This window comes from Erysipelatoclostridium sp. MSK.7.34 (assembly GCF_019041935.1).
Lineage (GTDB): Bacteria > Bacillota_I > Bacilli_A > Erysipelotrichales > Coprobacillaceae > Thomasclavelia > Thomasclavelia ramosa.
The window spans coordinates 24,133-44,930 of record NZ_JAHPYJ010000025.1 but is presented as its reverse complement, the minus strand read 5'-3'; the positions used below and the strand labels follow the sequence as shown (position 1 = coordinate 44,930).

At 31.1% G+C, this 20,798-nt stretch carries 18 protein-coding genes; all 18 read left to right on the top strand.

Annotated features, from left to right (window positions below):
- The first annotated feature begins 3 nt into the window (after positions 1-3).
- Positions 4-1,404, top strand: a complete 1,401-nt coding sequence (locus tag KTF99_RS14145) for a glycoside hydrolase family 32 protein (protein ID WP_008791330.1) — start codon at positions 4-6, stop codon at positions 1,402-1,404.
- Between the two features lie 131 nt (positions 1,405-1,535).
- Positions 1,536-2,501, top strand: a complete 966-nt coding sequence (locus tag KTF99_RS14140) for a sugar ABC transporter substrate-binding protein (protein WP_003536179.1) — start codon at positions 1,536-1,538, stop codon at positions 2,499-2,501.
- Positions 2,501-3,811: a sensor histidine kinase gene (locus KTF99_RS14135; RefSeq protein ID WP_008791331.1), complete on the top strand. Its 1,311-nt coding sequence runs from the start codon at positions 2,501-2,503 to the stop codon at positions 3,809-3,811. The genes KTF99_RS14140 and KTF99_RS14135 overlap by 1 nt, the downstream gene beginning before the upstream one ends.
- Positions 3,804-4,478, top strand: a complete 675-nt coding sequence (locus KTF99_RS14130) for a response regulator transcription factor (RefSeq protein WP_003536183.1) — start codon at positions 3,804-3,806, stop codon at positions 4,476-4,478. Before KTF99_RS14135 ends, KTF99_RS14130 begins: the two co-directional genes overlap by 8 nt.
- A complete protein-coding gene (locus tag KTF99_RS14125; RefSeq protein ID WP_003536184.1) occupies positions 4,471-5,766 on the top strand; it encodes an extracellular solute-binding protein in 1,296 nt (431 codons plus the stop codon). The genes KTF99_RS14130 and KTF99_RS14125 overlap by 8 nt, the downstream gene beginning before the upstream one ends.
- Before the next feature lie 141 nt (positions 5,767-5,907).
- Positions 5,908-6,333 carry a PTS sugar transporter subunit IIA gene (locus KTF99_RS14120; protein WP_009009163.1) on the top strand — a complete coding sequence of 142 codons (426 nt, stop codon included), beginning with the start codon at positions 5,908-5,910 and terminating at the stop codon, positions 6,331-6,333.
- A 12-nt stretch (positions 6,334-6,345) separates the two neighbouring features.
- Entirely contained in the window at positions 6,346-6,837 is a 492-nt protein-coding gene (locus KTF99_RS14115) for a PTS system mannose/fructose/N-acetylgalactosamine-transporter subunit IIB (protein WP_003536186.1), read from the top strand.
- A 27-nt stretch (positions 6,838-6,864) separates the two neighbouring features.
- A complete protein-coding gene (locus KTF99_RS14110) occupies positions 6,865-7,701 on the top strand; it encodes a PTS mannose/fructose/sorbose/N-acetylgalactosamine transporter subunit IIC (RefSeq protein ID WP_003536187.1) in 837 nt (278 codons plus the stop codon).
- Position 7,702: 1 nt separating this feature from the next.
- Positions 7,703-8,539: a PTS system mannose/fructose/sorbose family transporter subunit IID gene (locus KTF99_RS14105; RefSeq protein WP_003536189.1), complete on the top strand. Its 837-nt coding sequence runs from the start codon at positions 7,703-7,705 to the stop codon at positions 8,537-8,539.
- 15 nt (positions 8,540-8,554) lie between these two features.
- Positions 8,555-8,830: a hypothetical protein gene (locus KTF99_RS14100; RefSeq protein WP_003536191.1), complete on the top strand. Its 276-nt coding sequence runs from the start codon at positions 8,555-8,557 to the stop codon at positions 8,828-8,830.
- Between the two features lie 187 nt (positions 8,831-9,017).
- Complete coding sequence (locus KTF99_RS14095) at positions 9,018-10,808, top strand: ABC transporter ATP-binding protein/permease (protein WP_029480621.1); 1,791 nt, start codon at positions 9,018-9,020, stop codon at positions 10,806-10,808.
- A gap of 3 nt (positions 10,809-10,811) precedes the next feature.
- Positions 10,812-12,500: an ABC transporter ATP-binding protein gene (locus KTF99_RS14090; protein WP_029480619.1), complete on the top strand. Its 1,689-nt coding sequence runs from the start codon at positions 10,812-10,814 to the stop codon at positions 12,498-12,500.
- 47 nt (positions 12,501-12,547) lie between these two features.
- Positions 12,548-13,204: a GDSL-type esterase/lipase family protein gene (locus tag KTF99_RS14085; protein WP_009300006.1), complete on the top strand. Its 657-nt coding sequence runs from the start codon at positions 12,548-12,550 to the stop codon at positions 13,202-13,204.
- 88 nt (positions 13,205-13,292) lie between these two features.
- Positions 13,293-16,250: an EAL domain-containing protein gene (locus KTF99_RS14080; RefSeq protein ID WP_029480613.1), complete on the top strand. Its 2,958-nt coding sequence runs from the start codon at positions 13,293-13,295 to the stop codon at positions 16,248-16,250.
- Positions 16,251-16,299: 49 nt separating this feature from the next.
- On the top strand, positions 16,300-16,965 hold the full coding sequence (locus KTF99_RS14075; RefSeq protein WP_003536203.1) for a response regulator transcription factor: 666 nt from the start codon (positions 16,300-16,302) through the stop codon (positions 16,963-16,965).
- Complete coding sequence (locus KTF99_RS14070; protein WP_029480611.1) at positions 16,962-17,969, top strand: sensor histidine kinase; 1,008 nt, start codon at positions 16,962-16,964, stop codon at positions 17,967-17,969. Before KTF99_RS14075 ends, KTF99_RS14070 begins: the two co-directional genes overlap by 4 nt.
- 73 nt (positions 17,970-18,042) lie before the next feature.
- Positions 18,043-18,810 carry an ABC transporter ATP-binding protein gene (locus tag KTF99_RS14065; RefSeq protein WP_003536205.1) on the top strand — a complete coding sequence of 256 codons (768 nt, stop codon included), beginning with the start codon at positions 18,043-18,045 and terminating at the stop codon, positions 18,808-18,810.
- Positions 18,797-20,797 (top strand): FtsX-like permease family protein, encoded by a 2,001-nt coding sequence (locus KTF99_RS14060; RefSeq protein ID WP_217215619.1) that lies wholly within the window; start codon positions 18,797-18,799, stop codon positions 20,795-20,797. The genes KTF99_RS14065 and KTF99_RS14060 overlap by 14 nt, the downstream gene beginning before the upstream one ends.
- Position 20,798 lies beyond the last annotated feature (1 nt).

The window sequence follows — 20,798 nt, the reverse complement described above, 5'->3', positions numbered from 1 at the left end:
GTTATGACCTGTTTAAATAATGAACAAATCAAAAAATTAGAAAAACAAGCAAGTAATGATGAATATCGCCTTAATTATCATTTAATGCCACCTACTGGATGGTTAAATGATCCTAATGGATTATGTCAGTTTGAAGGGATTTATCATCTTTACTATCAATATGCACCAGACGATTGCTTTGGAGGTGATAAATATTGGGGACATTATAGTACAAAGGATTTTATTACTTTTAAAAATGAACCTGTTGCCCTGTTTCCTGATTGTTCTTTAGATGCTGGAGGTGCTTATTCTGGCTCAACAATAATCAAGGATAATAAAATGTATGTTTACTATACCGGTAACGTAAAATATCCTGGGAAACATGATTATATTCATACTGGTCGTGACCATAATACAATTATGGTTATAAGTGATGATGGAATTAATTTTGGTGAAAAAGTATGTCTAATGAAAAATGACGATTATCCAGATGACTTGACTTTGCATGTTCGAGATCCGCAAATTATTAAAAATGGTGATCATTATTATATGATTTTAGGAGCTAGAACAAATCAAGATGTTGGCTGTTGTTTATTATATCGAAGTGATGATCTGGTTAATTACAAACTAGTTAATCGCATTATTTCTAATGAACCATTTGGCTATATGTGGGAATGCCCTAATCTAGTTAAATTTGATGAGCAGATGATTTTATTTTGCTGTCCGCAAGGAGTAGAAACAGCAGGTTATGATTATGAGAATCTATATCAGAACGGTTATTATTTAATCAACGGTGATCTTGAAAAAGATTATAGATTAAGTGAATTTATTGAATTTGATCATGGCTTTGATTATTATGCTCCACAATTATTTATTGATGAGCAAGGAAGAACTATTATTATTGGCTGGATGGGGATGCCCGATGTCCCTTATACGAATCCAACAACCAAATATAATTGGCAACACGCTTTTACGCTTCCACGTGAGCTAACCTTTAAAAATAATAAAGTATATCAATTACCAATAAGTGAAACTAAATCGTTGAGAAAAGCTAAAGAAATAATTAATTTGTCTAATCATGAAAAAATATCTTGTAAAGGCAATATATATGAGTTATATTTACCGATAAATAATCGTGATTTTACTCTAACATTACGAAATGATGCAGTTATTGATTATCACAATAATTTGTTGACATTTTCAATGGGTGCAAGTGGTTATGGTCGTGATTCACGACATATCGTTATTGATGATCTATCAAATATGACGATTTATAGTGATACTTCATCATTAGAAATATTTTTCAATGATGGAGAATATGCACTTACAACACGTATATATGATCATAGTAGCAACCTTGAAATATCTATTGACACAGAAATTCAATGTACTTACTATGAGCTAAATAGTTATCAGATAGTTTAGGTATCTGAAGAGGTCGTGACCAGGTTACGACTTTTTTATTTTCTTAGTATGACATTTGTCACTTTAAAATTGTGATGAAAGCAGTTACTATATAATTACAAATGTAATGTATAAAGAAATAGGGGGAATTTATGGAAATCAAAAATAATCAAAAAACAATTGTTAAAATGATGGTATTTCTTTGCCTCTGTATTACGTTGATGATTTTTGGATTTTATAGTTATCCAGATTTTAAAGCAACAGTAGGACAACAGCGTTTTGGGGCAACCTATATGACGATGAATAATCCATTTTTTGAAGTGATTAATAATGAGATAAAAAAAGCGGTTGAAGCGAATGGAGATGTCTTGATTACACTTGATCCAATTTTAGATGTTGATAAGCAGAATGAACAAATATTAGATTTGATTGACCAGCGTGTTGATGCGATTTTTGTTAATCCGATTGATGCTAAAAAAATAGAAATTGGATTAAAAGCAGCAAAAAAAGCTAAGATTCCGGTTATTGTAGTTGATGCCCCTATTTATGATGAGTCATTAGTAAATTGTTCAATTGCTTCTAACAATTATGATGCAGGTGTTTTATGTGCAAAAGATATGATGAGTAAACGAGATCATGCTAAGATTATTTTATTAGAGCATGCTACTGCAAAGTCTGCGGTAGAACGTATTCAGGGATTTCTTGATACTATTGCTAGTAATGCTAATTATCAAGTTATAAATCGTGCTGACTGTGATGGTCAAATTGAGATTGCAATGCCAACGATGAAACAGATGCTAAAAGAAACTCCTGCTGTAGATGTTGTTATGGCATTAAATGATCGTAGTGCTTTAGGAGCATTGGCAGCGATTGAATCAATGGAAATAGATAATGTTTTAGTTTATGGAGTCGATGGTTCGCCTGATGTTAAAGAATTGATCAATACTGGACTGATTCAGGCAACAGCAGCTCAATCACCTGTCAAAATGGGACAGTTAGCTTATCAAAAAGCGAAAGCGTTATTAGAAAATAAGAAGATTGAAAAGAAAATAGAAGTACCAGTAGAGTTGATTAGCCGTGATAATATTTCTAACTTTGAGTTAACGGGGTGGCAATGATGCAATACAGTGAGTATCGCTCTGTATCGTCAATTAAAAATATGATGATCATAATCAATTTTATTATTATTTTATTTGAAGCTAGTATTATTTTATTTTCAACAAAATATGTTTGTAATAATTTGATGGGGCGCGATTTTTTAGATACATTAGCATATTTACCAAAGAATCCGACTAAAGTATTTATTTATTCAATTATAGGATTTGCATTGTTGGTAATGATTATGTTCATTAGAAAATCTGAGAATTTTCAAGTTCGAAATGGACGAGTCATTTGTAATGGATTAGAAATAATTTTATGTTTCTGGATTATTTATAATCTTTATATGGGCTATAATGGAATAGCTTTATTAGTGTTTGCAGATATAATTTTTAATACCAAAAATGGGCGCAATACAATGGTTATTATCGGGTTTATTTTAATTATTTTTTTGTTATCTAACTATGACATTATTTCTAATATAATTCCAATGGTTTCTTTAGACAGCTATATACAGGTTTATGATGCCGCGACGAAAACTGCGATTTTAATAGCTAAAAATATTCTTGAATCAACAAACCTAGTCTTGTTTATTATGTTTTTAATTGTCTATATTGCAAATCAAATTAGAGAAAATGAGAACATTTCAAAAGAACTTTCTATGATCAACGAAGTTAATAAACAATTGAAGGATTATGCTGCGGTGACAGAAAAAATTGGCGAGAGTAATGAAAGAAAACGACTGGCACGAGAAATTCATGATACACTCGGTCATGCTTTGACAGGAATTGCAGCTGGAATTGATGCATGTATTGCAATGATTGATATCGATCCTAATGTAACTAAACAACAGCTTTTAGTTGTTTCTAAGGTTGTCCGTGAGGGGATTAGTGATGTCCGGCGGTCACTTAATAAATTGCGGCCTGGAGCTTTAGAAGAGCACACATTAAAAGAAGCAATTCAAAAAATGATTAAAGAATTTAGCGATGTTTCAGAGGTTGAGATTATGCTTGATTATCAGTTAGATAAAGTTGATTTTGAAAATACTAAAGAAGATATTATTTTTAGAATTGTTCAAGAAAGTATTACAAATGCATTAAGACATGGACGAGCTAAAAAGGTTGAAATCAATATTTACCAAAGGGTATCTGATTTAGAAATTGTTATTGCAGATAATGGAGTTGGCTGCGATGATCTAAAATTAGGTTATGGGTTAAAACAAATGCAAGAACGGGCTGCTATTTTAAATGGACGTTTAGAATACTATAGTAAAGAAGGTTTTACAGTTAAGGTTACAATTCCAATGAAAGAGGGGGAACGATATGATTAAGGTATTAATCGCTGATGATCAAGAATTAATTAGGGAATCATTGAAAATTGTTTTAAATACACACGAAGATTTACAAGTGATCGATACAGTAGAAGATGGTTTTGGTGTATTAGACAGTCTAAAACGAAATATTCCAGATGTTATTCTAATGGATATTAGAATGCCAAGAATGGATGGGGTATATTGCACAAAGATGGTTAAAGAAGCCTATCCGGATGTTAAAATAATTATTTTGACAACATTTGATGATGATGATTTTGTTTTTAGTGCATTAAAATTTGGAGCTAGTGGATACCTTTTAAAAGGAGTATCAATGGATGGATTGTATCAGGCTATTTTAACTGTTGTTTCTGGAGGTGCAATGATCAATCCGGATATTGCGACAAAAGTATTTAGACTTTTTTCGAAGATGGCAAATACTAATTATGCAATCAATGTTAATGATGATAATGTTAGGGAATTAAATAAACCAGAATGGAAAGTAATTCAACAAGTTGGTTTTGGTTTATCAAATAAGGAAATTGCTCAAAAATTATTTTTATCTGAAGGAACCGTTCGAAATTATTTAAGCTCTATTTTATCAAAGCTAGAACTTCGTGATCGTACTCAGTTAGCTATCTGGGCAGTCCAAACAGGTCAAACAACAAAGGATCTTGACGATGATTAAAAAGAATAAAATAATGATTATTGTCTTAGTTTTAGTTATGGGAATCGGGTTAATATATTACCACAATCAAAAGAAAGTTCTAACAATCGGAATATTTGCGGGAAGTAATTGGGATGTTCCTACGTTCGATTATTATGAAATGATTGATAAAATAATTGTCCGTTTTGAAAAAGAGCATCCCAATGTTGAAGTTCAATATAAAAGTGGAATTCTTAAGGAAGATTATTCTTTATGGTTATCAAATCAGTTATTAATTGGTGCTGAGCCTGATTTATACATGATTTTAAATGAAGATTTTAATTCCCTATCAGCATTAGGCGCATTAAAAAATTTAGACTCGATCATTACTGATGATCAAGATTTTAATAGTGATGAATTTTATCAAAGTACTTATCAGGCAGGACAGTATCAAGGTAAACAATATGCTTTGCCTTATGAAGTAAATCCTACTTTAATGTTTGTAAATAAAACTTTGCTACAACAAGAAGGAATCAGTCTTCCAAAGGACAATTGGTCGCTAGAAGAATTTTATAATGTCTGTCGACAATTGACTAAAGATAGTAATAATGACGGAATTATCGATCAATACGGCTGTTATAATTATGAATGGATCAACGCTATTTATGCTAGTGGAATAGAGTTATTTAATGAAACTGGAACGACCTGTGATTTTAATAATCACGAAGTAAAAAGTGCTATTCAATTTATTGAAAAACTGAATGCTTTAAATCGCGGCTTTAATATTACTTCCAATGATTTCGATCAAGGCAAAGTAGCTTTTGCACCAATGCAGTTTTCTCAATATCGAACATATAAGCCTTATCCTTATCGAGTAAGTAAATATTCTACATTTGAATGGGATGTGATTGAAATGCCTCAAAGTTCTGAGCAACATTTAACACAATTATCATCTTTAATGATGGGGATGTCGATGCGAACTAGTGCTCCTGAGTTAGCTTGGCAACTATTAAAAGAATTTACTTATAGTCAAGCTTCACAGCAGGATATTTATGAATATAGTCAAGGGGTATCTCCATTAAAAGAGGTGACCGAATCTAAACAGGTTTTGAAATTGTTAGAGGAAGATACGCTTGGTGATAGTAAAATTGATATGCGGGTATTAAGCCAGGTAATGGAGTATCCAACCACAAATACGCGATTTAGAAAATATGAGGCAGCAATGAAGATTGCTGATAATCAGATTAATCAAGCACTTCAAAACAATCTGGATTTAGATACTTCATTAACTGCTTTACAAAAAGAAATAACTAATTATTTAAACGAGTAGCAAGTATGACTATTCGTTTTTTATTATGACAAATGTCATTAAAAAAATGACATTTGTTTATGAAAAGAAATGACAATGCTCAGATGTATTGAAAGGGGTTACTTGATAAGATATAGATGTCAAAAGAAAGGGAGGCTAAAAATGAAATATGTAATATTAGTTAGTCATGGGAACTTCGCTGAAGGGTTACTAGATTCTTTAAAAATGCTTACAGGTAATCATGATGATGTAATTGCAATAGGATTAAAAGATGGAATTACAGCTGATCAGTTTGCTATAGACTTTACTGAGATGATCACTAAAATTCCTAAAGAAAGTGAAATTATTGTTTTAGCTGATATCATAGGTGGTTCACCTTTATCAACTGCAATGAATGTATTGGCACAATCAGGATTGATTGATAAAACGACAGTACTTGGGGGAATGAATTTACCATTAGCTTTAACAACAATATTAATGAAAGATGTTTTAGATACTGATGCTTTAATTACAAATGTGACGAGTGAGGCAACAGGTGCAATTAAACAATTTGTTTTAGAAACAAATGATGAAGATGATGATATTTAGGAGGAGAAGATTATGTCAGTTTCATTTGTAAGAATTGATGATCGGATGATTCATGGTCAAACTTGTACGCGTTGGGCTAGAGAATATCCTTGTGATGGATTAATTGCTGTAAATGATAAAGCAGCAACTAATGATGTTTTAAAAGCTGCCTATAAAGCAGCAAGTGGTAAGAAAACATTTGTTTGGACATTAGCAGATTTCGCAAAAAAATCACAAAAAGTTTTAGATAGTGACACAAAATATTTCTTGATTGCTAAAAATCCAATTGATATGTGTACGATTTTAGTAGATCAGGGATTTGATCCTGGTGTTAAAACTGTTATTGTAGGACCTTGTAATGATCGTGAAGGGGCTACTAAATTAGGTAATAACCAGTCAATTACTCAAGCGGAGGCTGATGCGTTTGAACGTATCCATAAAGCTGGTTATACAATAAAATTTGCTTTATTACCAGACGTTTCGATTGGGACATGGGATGATTTCAAAAGTAAATTTGGTTATTAAAATATAAATGTAAAGGGGATTTTTATTATGGAAATAAGTTGGATTCAAGCCGCCTTACTTGGATTATTTGCTTGCTTATCAAGTATGCCAGGTTTAGGGGGAACATCATTTGGTAACTACACATTAGGTCGACCTTTAGTTGGTGGTTTAGTTTGTGGAATTATTTTAGGTGATATTCAAACTGGAATTTTAGTAGGGATTGCAATGCAAGTAGTTTATATCGCTCTTGTTACTCCAGGGGGAACAGTTTCGGCTGATGTACGGGCAGTAAGTTATATAGGGATTCCACTTGCTATGATTGCAATTAAAAGCTATGGTCTAGATGCTGCCTCAAGTGACGGAGCTGCACTTGCAACATCATTTGGAACAATGGTTGGAACTTTAGGAACAGTTTTATTCTATGGTACTGCAACGATTAATCTAGCATGGCAGCATATTGGCTGGCGGGCAGTAGAAAATGGAGATTATAAAAAATTATATATAGTAGATATGGTATTACCTTGGATTTCTCATATTTTATGTTCATTTATTCCTGCGATGATCATGTGTAAAATGGGAGCTCCGATGGTTGACTTGATAAAAACCTATTTACCAATGGATGGGGTTGCAATGAAAACATTATTTACAGTCGGTTCATTATTACCATGTGTCGGAATTGCAATCTTATTAAAACAAATCGTTACTAAAGCAATTGATTTTATTCCATTTTTCTTTGGTTTTACTTTAGCAGCTGCTTTAGGAATTAACTTAGTTTCTGCAACTGTTGTTGCGGGAATGTTCGCATTGATCAATTATCGAATTAAAATGTTGACACTTGGTAAAGTCGCAGTTGCTGTAGTTGATGATGACGAGGAGGATATATAAGATGGAAAAGAAATTATCAAAAAAGACCCTAACCAAATCTTTTCATAATTGGTATTATGGGAATTTAACATGTTTTTCTCAAGAACATATGCAAACATTTGGCTATTTGTGTTCAATGTTACCAATTGTTGAAGAATTGTATGATAAAAAAGATGCTCGGGCAAAAGCCATTAAAACGTATACTGCCTTTTTTAACACCGAACCGCAAGTAGGTTCCGTGATTGTTGGAATGACAGCGGGGTTAGAGGAGGCTCGTGCTAATGGTGCTGAAGATGTAGATGATGAAACAATAAATGGATTACGTGCAGGATTGATGGGACCGTTAGCAGGAATAGGAGATTCTTTAGTAGTTGGAACGATAATTCCTATTTTATTAGGGGTTGCAATGGGAATGTCTACAGGTGGTTCACCATTAGGGGCTATTTTCTATATTATTGTTTGGAATTTATTTGCTTATTTTGGAATGAAGTTATTATATTTTAAAGGTTATGAATTGGGTGGTAAAGCTGTAGATTTTCTAGTTGGACCTCAAGGAGAAGCTTTACGAGAATCAATTACAATGTTAGGTGGTATTGTGATTGGGGCAGTAGCAGCTACATGGGTTAGTGTAAAAACAAGTTTTTCGATGACTGCTGCTGGAGCTAAAGAACCGTTTTTAGATTTACAAAAGACGTTAGATGGTGTTTATCCTGGATTTTTAACTGCTTTATTCGTGTTATTATGTTGGTATTTATTGTCTAAAAAGAAAATGTCACCAATCAAAGTAATGTTATTATTAGTGGTTATTGCTCTTATTGGAGTATTGGTTGGATTCTTTAACCCGGGATTAACATATTAAAAAGGAGAACTTAAAATGGATCAAAGAGTAAAAAAAGCATATTTTGAAGAAATAGAATATCAGACTAAACAAATTAATCGATTAAAAATATGGCTAAAAAATTTATTAATTATTTCCTCTCTTATTATAGCTATCATATTTTTTGTAGATAAAATAAGTATGATTATTACTGTGATTTCATACATTGCTTTAATAATAATCATAATTTCTTTGATTATTATTAACTTGGCGATTCGTAATGGTTCAATGAATGTAAACAATATTATTATTAAAATGGAACATATTAAATAATAAATTAAACAAGCCCCTAAAGGAGTATTTATGGTTTAGTAAAAAAAGGGGCTCTGATGATTTTAATAGAGCTTATATTAGCTGGAAACTAGGAAATTTTAAAATTTCCTAGTTTTTTTCGAAACATTTGTTTTTAGTTTGACACACTATTAAATCTTGAGTAACATAAGTACATTGGAGGTGTACTATGCTGTTAATAAATAAAACATTAATTAGAATGTCCGAAGGAATTAGAGGTTGGATTGCAATAATTACCGGACTTAAAATATTAACATTAGTAGGAACAGTAATGTTTGCTAAAACTATTTCATCCTTTTTAAGTGATTTATATCATCCGAAAATGTCACAAGATCAGTTGCTGGCAGCAATAATCAGTGCATTGATTGCTTCATGTTTGATTTTAATAGCTGATCTATTAACTGGAGAAGCCGAATATCGCTGTGGGGCCAAAGCACGGATTAATTTGCGTAAAGAGATTTTTGAAAAAATGCTTCAATTAGATGTTGGTAAAATTGAAAGGATTGGAGCAAGTAATACAATTAGTAGTGTTGGCGATGGAGTGGAGCTAATGCAGGTTTATTACACTAAGTATTTACCAAGTTTGCTGTATTGTTTCTTTGCGCCAGTTTATTTATTTTTTCAGTTAAAAGATACTTCGCTGCTAGTAGCGACAATACTACTGATTATTTCATTAAGTTTACCGTTAGTAAATAATTATTTTAGAAAAATGATTGATCAATTAAAGAAAGAATATTGGACTAGTTTTCAAGATTTAACAAGTTATTATTTAGAAAGCTTAAAAAGTTTGGTTACTTTGAAATTATTTAATCAAGATCGACGTAGACATGATAATTTGAGGCGAAAAGCGGATACATTTAATCAAAGTACAATGTCGATTATGAAAATGAACTTTTCATCATTTTTGGTTTCAGATGGATTAATTTATTTAGGTGTTATTCTGGCAGTAGTAATTGGCTGTTCACAATTGGCTAAAGGAACGATTGATTTAGCACAGGCAGTTTTATTGTTAATGTTGTCATATAGTTTTTTTAGTTCAATTAGACAATTGATGTCTGCGACGCATGATGCTTTATCAGGGATTGCGGCAACAATAAAAGTAGATGAAATATTAAATTTAGATGCTTCAAGAATTCATAAGAGTGAGGCTGAAACAGCTCACGAAATAGCGGTTAAATACAGTCAGGATACTTTAGCTTATTTGCAGGATTATTCGGGGATCATAGTAAAAGATATTGTTTTTAATTATCATCAAAGGCGCCAAGTTTTAAAGCAGTTAAGTATTGAAATACCAAAAGGTAAAACAACTGCAATTGTAGGTAAGAGTGGTTGTGGAAAAAGTACGTTGGCAAGTATGCTAATGCGTTTTATTGACCCAGATCAAGGCTATTTATTTCTTGATGGTCAAAGTTATTTTAGTTTAACGCCTGAAGAAGTTAGAAAAAACATTGTTATGGTACCACAACGGGTTAGTATTTTTAGTGGTTCATTAGAAGAAAATTTGAAACTGGCTGCACCAAATGCTTCAACAAGTGAATTATTAAACGTTTTAAAACAAGTGCATTTATATCAATGGTTGCAAAGTTTGCCAGAAGGCTTATCGACAGATTTGGGTGATAGTGGTGCTAAATTATCTGGCGGGCAGCGTCAAAAGATTGGAATCGCCAGAGCTCTATTAAGTGGTGCTCCATATTTAATTTTTGATGAAGCAACTTCAAGTGTTGATCGTGATAGTGAAGATGAGATTTGGCAATGTATTAATGAGCTTGGTTTAACTAGAACATTAATTATTATTTCTCACCGCTTATCGACAATTCAACGTGCTGATAATATCATTGTGTTAAATCAAGGAAGATTAGTTGAACAAGGGAATCATCAAGCATTATTAAAATATCATGGTGAATATTATCAGTTGGTAAAAGAACAAGAAGCTTTAGAAGCAGCGGGAAAGGTAGGATAGATTATGGAACATAAAAAATCATTATTAACCTTAACCAAACGATTATTGAAAATTGCTGCCACATTAAAAAAATTCTTTGTTATTTCTACAATTGTCAGTATAATTGGAAATATTGCTCAAATGGGGCTAATGGGATTTGGAGCTGCTTTTATTTTGAGTGTTGCCGGAAAGTTAAAATATGCCAATAGCGTCACATATTGTATTTTAATGATTATGAGTGGAATTTTAATTGTTACTTGTCGTTATCTTGAAGGATATTTTTCACATGCTGGTTCGTATGAATTATTAGCTAAAATGCGAGTTGACATGTTTGGAACTTTACGCAAGTTGGCACCAGGGAGTTTGATCGGACGGAATAATGGCGATATCATGGCAATTGCAATTGCTGATATCGAAAGTATTGAATTTTTCTTTGCACATACGATTGGGCCATTATTTACCGTTATTTTACTTCCGTTAGTGACTTTGATTATTGCAGGAAGTATTGATATGCTCTTTGTCTATGCACTGTTACCAATCTATTTAATTATTAGTGTTATTATTCCTATTTTAGCCATTAAACTGGGTCGTAATATAGGAATTGGTTATCGTCAAAAGTTAGGAGAATTAAAAATATTTTTATTAGATAGTGTATATGGATTATCAGAAATTCAAATTTTTGATTATGGAAAACGTCGTAATGAAGAATTAGAAGCTGTTAATCGCAATATAAATCGTTCAATTCATCAACTTGCTTATCACCGCCAATTAGTTGTTTCCACGCCAACGTTTTTCATTTATCTTGCTCGAATTGCTGTAATTGCAGTAGCTTCATATCTTGCTTTAAAAGGAAATATTGATACAACCGGAATTATTATCTTATCATTTTTAGTTTCGGCTTCATTTTCATCGACGCAATCATTAACGACTGTAGTTTCAAGTTTACTTGAAACTTATGCGGCGGCACAACGCTATTTTGATTTGGAAGATATGGTTCCCGTCGTAAATGAAATTGTTGAGCCTAAAGAATTGAAAAATATCGACAAAATTGAATTTATTAATGTAAGTTTTAGCTATCCTGAAATTAATAGAAAAATTATTGAAAATATGAATCTTACCATTAATTTTAAAGATAAAATTGGTCTTGTTGGAGAAAGTGGAATTGGCAAATCAACTTTGATTAGATTGTTATTACGTTTTTATGATGTTACAAGTGGTCAAATTTTAATTAATGGTATAGATATCAAAGAATACTCTTTGCAAGATTTACGTCAACGAATTGGAACACTTGAACAAGACACTTTTCTTTTTAATGATTCTATTGCTGCTAATATTGCTTTAGGAAAACCAAAGGCGACAAAAGAAGAAATCGTAAAGGCTGCTCAAATGGCAGGAATTCATGAATTGATCATTAGTTTACCAGGACAATACGATACTATGATGGGAGAACTTCAGAATCGATTGTCAGGTGGTGAGAAGCAAAGAATTGGAATTGCACGGGTTTTATTAGTTGATCCTGATTTTTTAGTCATGGATGAACCAACAAGTAGTTTAGATGTTATTAATGAAAAAGGTTTATTGAAGACATTGGCTGAACAATTTGAAAATAAGACATGGTTAATTGTGTCACATCGACCTTCTTCATTGACGGGATGTGATCGGGTGATTAAATTAGAAAATAAACAAATTTATGAATTAGGAGGAAAAGCTTAAGGCTTTTCTTTTTTTATATGCTAAAATATGTTCAGGAGGAAATAAGTGTGAAAGAAAATATGAAATATTTAACTAACCATTATCAGTTAAGAGAATTTACTTTAATAAGAATGTTAGAAATTATTAATCAAAATAAAAATATAACTCCTGGAGGAACTGTTTTTTATGGGGATTCAATTACTGAGTATTGTGATCTGGACAAGTATTATCCTGAGATAGAGACTAAATATAATTGTGGAATAGCGGGGATTACTTCAGGAATGCTTTTAAATTTCATCGACGAAGGGGTTATCAAATATCAACCTAAAAACGTGGTTTTGATGATTGGAACAAATGATCTTGGTAATACGGTCATGGAGAGCCCCCGTGATATTGCTTTAAATGTTAAAGAAACAATCGAAATTATTCATTATAATTGTTTGGATACTAAAATTTATCTTGTAGCACCATTACCATGTTTAGAAATGCTTCATGGTTATAAAGCAACAAAGCAAGGATTACGCAGTAATGATACCTTAAAGATGGTCTTTAAAGAGTATAAAAATATTATTCCGTATGATTATGTTACTTTGATTAATCCTTTTATGGCACTTTGCAATAAAAAGGGCCAACCAGTTGAAAATTATTATCTTGATGGTCTTCACATTAATGATGATGGATATCGGGCCTATACAGGGGTAATCAAAGAAAAACTGATAGATTGAATTAGAAAATGGGGATAGCTAATAGATTGTTTAATTACAACAATGATGCTAGAATACTACTAATGGTTGATTTGGGGAGGAAGATATTATGGATACAATTATCATCGTTATAAAAGATAGTGATGATTGTTTAAGATTAAAGGAGTTTTTAAGTAGTGACTATCATATTGTTATATGTAGTGAACTTGAAAATATTATTGATAACCTTAATGATAATCGAATCGTTGCTATTATTATGGACTTAGATGATGCGACTGAAGTTAATGTCGCAAAGTATTCTAGTTATAAAAATATTGATAATATTCAAATCCCTTTAATCGTAGGTGGGAACTTTACGGGAAATCTTCTTAATTTATTAAATTTAGGAGTTAGTGAGGTAATTGTTAAGCCTTATAATGAAGCAATTATTAAATTACGAATCAATAATGCAATTCGTCGGGCCGAAGATAATGAATATAGAATAATGGCTGATTTTGATACTTTAACCAAGATCTATAACCGTACTGCTTTTTATCGCGAAGCTAAAAAATTAATTACGCAAAACCAAGATATTAATTATGATCTTGCTTGTTTTGATATTGATCGATTTAAGATTATTAATGATATTTATGGTAGTAGTGTCGGTGATGAACTATTGATTTATATTGCTAACACGGGAGTTAAGCGGATGAAGAAACTTGGCGGATTAATTGGACGTTTAAGTGGGGATTTATTTGCAATCGTAGTTCCTCATCAAGCGAATATTGAAGACCTGTTGCTTCAACAAATGAATGAAGACATTGGTAACTTTGATCTTGGAATCAAGGTTGTAGTCAGTTTTGGTTATTATAATATTGATGATCTATCATTACCAGTCAATAATATGTGTGATCGGGCAATGATGGCGATAAAAAAAGTAAAAGATAAATACAATACCAGCTATGCAACTTATGATGATGAACTTCGAGATCAAGTTTTAGAAGAACAGAGAATTATTGATGAAATGGATCGTGCATTTGAAAATGATGAATTTATTCCTTATTATCAACCCAAATTTAATATGGTAACGAGGACATATATTGGTTATGAGGCATTGATGCGTTGGCAGAGTCCGACTCGAGGAATGGTGTTACCAAGTACCTTTATTCCAGTTTTTGAAAAGAATGGTTTTATTTCTAAAGCAGATCGGGTAATTTGGCGTAAAGTATGTCAAGATATGGTTATTGCCCGCCAAAAAGGACATGTCTTATTACCTGTATCTGTAAATGTTTCTCGAATTGAATTATATGATCCGGAATTAGGAAATACTATCTTAAAACTTTTAGCGGAATATGAGCTGTCGATTGAGTTATTTCAATTAGAAATTACTGAAACGGCATATATGCAGGATAGTAATCAAATGATTGAGGCTGTAGTAAAGTTAAAGGAACTTGGCTTCACTATTTTAATGGATGATTTTGGTAGTGGTTTTTCATCGTTGAATATCTTAAAGGAATTGCCGTTTGATATAATTAAAATTGATTTGGCGTTTTTGGAACATTTTGATAAAAATAATAAAGCTGAAAAGATTTTAAAATCAGTGATTCAAATGGCGAAACGCCTTAATATGGAAGTAATTGCTGAAGGAGTAGAAACCAAACGCCAAGAAGATTTTTTAGTAGAACTAGGTTGTAATCGTGCTCAAGGGTATCGTTTTGCTAAACCAGCTAGTGCTTCAAAAATTGCTTATATGGTTGAAAATGGTGTCATCGGAGTAGGTGATACTAAAGATGAGGATAGTGCAATAGTTAATATTGATGATATTTTAACGACTGTTTATCAGCAAGGGGAAGTAGATTGGTATCGACAGGCACTGTTAGAATTAAATGCTCAAGTTTTCGAATATGATTTTAAGCGTGATAATATGATTGTTTTTGATACTCCAACAAAGGAAAATGGTTCTAATTTAGCTAAGATGGAAATTCCCAATTATCTTTACAATGTAAGTATTGGTAGAATCGTACATTCAAAAGATGTAAAAAGATATCAGACTGTTTTCAATGGTAATCAGGAATTTAAGGTTATCTATCGACGTTTTATGATTAACCATGGTTCTGGTTATACTTGGGTTAAAGATACAGGAAGAATAATTTATGATGAAGATAACAAACCAAAAATATGTATTGGTGTAAGTCGTGTTATTTCAGATGAAAAGCTTAATGAACAAATGATGAATGTTTTATCAGTAATGGAGCAGTCAACTGATTTTGATTCATCAATCAACCATATTTTGGCAGAGATCGGGGAAGATTTTTTACTTGATCGGATTACGTTATTACTAGAAGAAGGAAACAATTATCGTTCTGTCTATGCATGGCAAGATGAGTCGATTGAGCTTGAGATTAGTGATACTTTCCCAATAGTGAGGACAGAGCTTCAAGAAATAGTCACATATTTTAAGGAGCATCAAATAATTGTTGTTAATAAAAATGAAGGTAATCAATTTAGTAAACAAATTAATAAAAATTTCTTTGATAATCAAGTAAAGACACTTGTTATCATTAGTCTAAACGATGATATTGGTGAATTTATCGGGTGTATTGTTTTTACAATGATAAATGATTATCGACAATGGCGCGATGATGAACTTTGGGCATTACAAGAATTAGTAAAGGGGATAAATGTCTATTTAAATAAAGAGAAAATTTTTAATCGTTTAGATAGCATATTATTAACATATAATCGTGTTATGGAAAAATTGAATGATGGAATATTGATGTTTACATATGAGTCTCAGCCCCAGCTGCTATTTATTAATGAAGCATACCGTAAGATATTAAATATTGATGATATAAATGTTACTAATTTTCTTAGTACGTACTATCGGAGCGTCGATTTGGATGTTCAAAAGCAAATTCATCAGGCAATTGAAAAGTGTGTTGAAACTGGGGAAGAACAGACGCTTTATCATCCACTTAAAACTTGTGAAAAGCAGATTATTAAGGCTAAAACTATTTATAATCTTTCGCCAGTTAAAGAAAATGGTAAATTGGTAATTATTAGCATTACTACGAAACAGTGCACTTAAGTGCTATTATTTTATACTTGTGTATAATTGTATCTAGGAGGTCATAATAATGGCAGAAATATTGATTATTGAAGACGAAGTTAAATTGCGCCAAGAACTGGAAGTATATTTAAATAATAATGGATATTTGACTAAAGTAATTGAGTCTTTTGAAAATACTTTAGAACAAATGAATCAGTTTGATGGGGATTTAATTTTATTGGATATTAATCTTCCCAATGTAAATGGACAGTTTTTATGCAAAGAATATCGTAAGAATTCAAGTAAACCAATTATTATTGTAACTAGTCGCAACAATGAGATGGATGAATTGATGTGTATTAATTATGGTGCTGATGATTTTGTCACGAAACCGTATAATCCATTAATTTTATTGGCCCGAATCGAAGCGGTCTTAAAACGAACACAGCCTACAAGTGATGTTTTGATTAGTTATGAAAAGATAAAATTAGATGTATCTAAAAGTAGTATTATTGATAAAAATAAAGTGATTGAATTATCAAAAAATGAGTTAAAAATATTTTACTTTTTATTACTGCACCGTGGGAAAATTAAATCTCGAGAAGAATTAATGGCATATTTATGGGATAGTGATATGTTTGTGGATGATAATACATTGACTGTTAATATTAATCGCTTACGTAAAAAGTTAGAGGATATTGGTTTAAATGATGTAATTCATACTAGACGTGGTCAGGGGTATATCATTTTATGAGATTATTTGATTATTTAAAAGATGAAATCATTACGGTTACAGTAATGATTTCTGTGACTTGTTTGGTAATGTTGATTTTGGCAGTTTTTAATTGTCCAACTTTTTTAGTAGTCTACATTCCACTTCTGCTCATTAGCTCATTTGTAGTAGTATTAATGTATGATTTTTTTCGGCGTAGAAATTTTTATAATAATTTGATAGGAATCTTAGATCATCTTGATGAAAAGTATCTTATTACTGAATTGATTGGAAATCCTCATTTTCTAGATGGTAAAATTATGGTTAACTGTATTTATGAAATTGATAAATCAATGAAAGAACATTTAAATGATGCAATTTATCGACAAAGTGAACTCAAAGAGTATATTGAGATGTGGTGTCATGAAGTAAAAACACCTGTAGCTACAAGTCAAATGATTATTGAAAATAATCTAAATCCAGTTAATGAGAGTATTAAAGAAGAACTCATAAAGATAGATAATTATGTTGAACAAGTACTCTTTTATGCTCGAAGTGAGAATGTTGAAAAAGACTATTTAATTAAAGATGTTAAACTTAGTGAATTAGTTAATTCAGTAATTAAACGTAATAAAAAAGATTTAATCAATAAACATGTTAAAATTGAATTAGAGAATCTTGAAATAGATGTTGCTAGTGATAAAAAATGGTTAGAGTTCATTTTAAATCAGATTATTAATAATGCAATTAAATATGTTGATGAAACACCAATAATTAAACTATTTGCAAAACAATATAAAGATCGTGTTGAATTAATGATAAAAGATAATGGAATTGGAATCTTAGAAAATGAATTGAATCGTGTTTTTGATAAAGGATTTACGGGAACAACGGGACGAACTAAACAAAAGAGTACGGGAATTGGTTTATATTTATGTAAAAAATTATGTTATCGATTAAATCATGAAATTAAAATAGATTCAAATTCACATGGTACGGTAGTAACTTTGGTTTTTCCGCACAGCTCACACATAACCTTACAATAATGTAAGGTTATGTTATTTTATTCGATGGTAGAAATTATTATGACGGCTATAATAGTTGTTGAGGTGAAGAGAAATGGAAAAAATTTTAAGAATTGAAAAAATTGAAAAATATTATGGAAATAAAAACAACATTACAAAGGCTGTCGATAATATTAGTTTCGATGTTAACGGTGGTGAGTTTGTAGCCATTATGGGGGCTAGTGGTAGTGGGAAAAGTACTTTACTAAATTGTATTTCAACGATTGATAAAGTTACTAGTGGTCATATTTATTTAAAGGATGCTGACATTACTAAACTAAAGGGATATAAATTAACAAAGTTTAGAAGGGATTCGTTAGGCTTTATCTTTCAAGATTTTAATCTTTTAGATACATTGACTTCATTTGAAAATATTGCTTTGGCTTTAACGATTCAAAAATCAGATTATAAAAAAGTAGATGAGAAAGTAAACAAGGTTGCAGCAGCTTTAGGAATCAAAGAAATTTTATCAAAGTATCCATATGAATTATCTGGTGGTCAAAAACAAAGAGTTGCTTGTGCTAGAGCTATCGTTACTAATCCTGATTTGATTTTAGCGGATGAACCAACTGGAGCTCTTGATAGTAAATCAGCAAGAATGTTATTAGATAGTTTGAATGCGTTAAATGAAAAATTGAATGCAACAATTTTGATGGTTACTCATGATTCATTTACAGCTAGTTATGCTGATCGAGTAATCTTTATCAAAGATGGTAAAATCTTTAACGAAATTGTTAAAGGTGATAATTCTCGTAAAATGTTCTTTAATAGTATTATGGATGTTCAAACATTATTAGGTGGTGAACTAAATGAAGTTATTTAGTTTAGCACTTAGAAATATTAAAAAGAGTATAAAAGATTACTCAATTTATTTTATTACACTAGTTATTGCTGTTGCTATATTTTATATCTTTAATTCGATTGATAGTCAAACAGCAATGATGTCAATTAGCAAATCAACAATGGAAATTGTGCAGTCTTTAGTAAATGTTTTATCATATATTTCGGTTTTTGTTTCGGTAGTTTTAGGATTTTTAATTGTTTATGCAAATAATTTCTTAATTAAACGCCGAAAAAAAGAAATCGGTATTTATATGACTTTAGGAATGTCAAAGTTAAAAGTATCTACGATTTTAGTACTTGAAACAGTTATTGTTGGAGTGATTTCATTAGGAATCGGTTTACTCTTAGGAATTGGCTTATCTCAATTGTTATCAATTTTTACTGCAAAATTGTTTGAAGCTGATATGACCAAATTTACATTTGTTTTTTCTAGTGGAGCACTTTTATCAGCGATTATTAATTTTGGATTTATTTATATTATTGTAATGATTTTCAATATTATCACACTAAATCGATTTAAGTTGATTGATTTATTATATGCAAATCGCAAAAATGAAAAGGTTAAAATAAAAAATGGCTGGTTAATTTTTATTATTTTTATTATCTCTATTGTTTTGATTGGGTACGCATATAAGTTATTGTATGATGGCGCTTTATATGTTGTGGGTTCTGATTTTTTGATCATGATTATTCTGGGGACGATTGGAACTTTCTTGTTTTTCTTATCAGTATCAGGTTTTTTATTAAAAGTTGTTCAAATGCGCAAAAAGACTTATTATAATGGTCTGAATATGTTTGTATTAAAACAAGTAAATAATAAGATTAATACACATGTTATTTCTACAACAGTTATTTCCTTAATGTTATTGTTAACGATCGGGATATTATCATCGTCTTTAGCGATGGCCTCAGCAATGAACACTACTTATGAGGGAAATAGCCCAAGTGATGTTACTGTATTTTCTAGTAATACTGAAATTATTGATAGATTTAAACAGGAACCGGTGTATCAACAAATCATCAAAGAGGATTATCAGTTCAATTATCTTAATTTACAAGGATTAAAACAAGGTATTTTTATTGATTCAAAAGATAATGCTTATACTAATATAGAAGCAGTAAAAAATCAACCGATGCGGGTAATCAAAGAAAGTGATTTTAATAAAATCATGGAATTAAATGGTAAAGAAGATCAAAAAATACAATTGGCTAATAATCAATATGAATTAGTAGCAACTTATCCTGTAGCACTTGAATATTATAATAAGTTTCTAGCTGGCGATAGTACAATCAAAATAGGAGATACTACGCTTCAAAGTAATACGGATCAAGCAGTAGAATTGGCAATTACTAACGATAGCGGCAATGAAGGGTTTGTTGTTGTAAATGACCAGATTGCAAATAAATATGTGGAAGAACAAGAAAGTTATTTAACTTATCTAGTGGCAGACTATCAAGGTGATAAGGAAGAATGTGAGGAACAATTCCAAGATTTGCTTAAATCTTTTAATGAACAGTTAAGGACTGAAAGCAGTCCAACAGTTATTAGTTTTACCCGGATTGGATTAGGGCAATCGGGAATTGGAATGAGTGCTTTGTTTACTTTTGTTGGACTGTATTTAGGAATTGTATTTGCACTTGCAAGTGGTACTGTGTTAGCAATTGAACAATTATCAGAATCTTCTGATAATAAAGAACGTTATCGTATCTTAGGACAGTTAGGTGCAAGTAAACCAATGGTAAATAGAAGCCTTTTAGTTCAAATTGGAATCACATTTATGTTTCCATTAATCGTAGCTTTAATTCATAGTTTTGTTGCACTAAAAGAAATAAATTATATTATTAGTTTGATGGTCAGCATTAATATCGCTGATAACATCTTGGTTACGACGATCTTTATTGTAATTGTATATGGAGGTTATTATTTAGCGACTTATTTAGCTAGTAATCGAATCATTAATGAATAAA